This window comes from Ruegeria sp. CJ6 (assembly GCF_056536665.1).
Genome location: NZ_JBQFQB010000013.1, coordinates 1 through 1,085, shown reverse-complemented (window position 1 = coordinate 1,085; position 1,085 = coordinate 1). Strand labels below are relative to the sequence as shown.

Sequence of the window (1,085 nt, the reverse complement as noted above, 5' to 3'; positions counted from 1 at the left end):
GCGATCAGCTCGACGGTGAAGCCGACGTTGTCGCCGGGCATAACCATCTCGGTGCCAGCCGCCAGGGTCACGGTGCCGGTCACGTCAGTTGTACGGAAGTAGAACTGCGGACGGTAGTTCGCAAAGAACGGGGTGTGACGACCGCCTTCTTCCTTGGTCAGGATGTAGGCTTCGGCTTCGAACTTGGTGTGCGGTGTAACCGAACCCGGCTTACACAGAACCTGGCCACGCTCAACACCGTCACGGTCGATACCGCGCAGCAGTGCGCCGATGTTGTCGCCCGCTTCACCGCGATCCAGCAGCTTGCGGAACATTTCAACACCAGTACAGGTGGTTTTCTGAGTGTCACGGATGCCGACGATTTCGATCTCGTCGCCAACATTGATCACGCCACGCTCGACACGGCCGGTCACAACAGTACCACGGCCCGAGATCGAGAACACGTCTTCGACCGGCATCAGGAACGGCTTGTCAACTTCACGCTCAGGGGTGTCGATGTAGTCATCAACAGCCGCCATCAGTTCCTTGATCTTCTCTTCGCCGATTTCCGGGTTGTTGCCTTCCATCGCCGCCAGAGCCGAACCTGCGATGATCGGAATATCGTCGCCGGGGTATTCATAGCTGGACAGCAGTTCGCGAACTTCCATCTCAACCAGTTCCAGCAGCTCTTCGTCGTCAACCTGGTCAACTTTGTTCATGAACACGACCATCTTCGGGATGCCAACCTGGCGGCCCAGCAGGATGTGCTCGCGGGTCTGCGGCATCGGGCCGTCAGCTGCGTTCACAACCAGGATCGCGCCGTCCATCTGAGCGGCACCAGTGATCATGTTCTTGACGTAGTCGGCGTGGCCGGGGCAGTCGACATGCGCATAGTGGCGGTTGTCGGTCTCGTACTCCACGTGGGCGGTCGAGATGGTGATGCCACGTGCTTTTTCTTCAGGCGCGCCGTCAATCTGGTCATACGCTTTGAAGTCACCGAAATACTTGGTGATTGCTGCGGTCAGCGTGGTCTTGCCGTGGTCAACGTGGCCAATCGTGCCGATGTTGACGTGCGGCTTATTACGCTCAAACTTTTCCTTTGCCAT

Annotated in this window: 1 protein-coding gene; it reads right to left on the bottom strand. The window is 58.1% G+C overall.

Annotation, left to right across the window (positions count from 1 at the left end; genetic code table 11):
- Positions 1-1,085: elongation factor Tu (gene tuf / locus ACR0BT_RS20395; RefSeq protein WP_170508465.1), on the bottom strand; the 1,085-nt coding region annotated here is incomplete at both ends.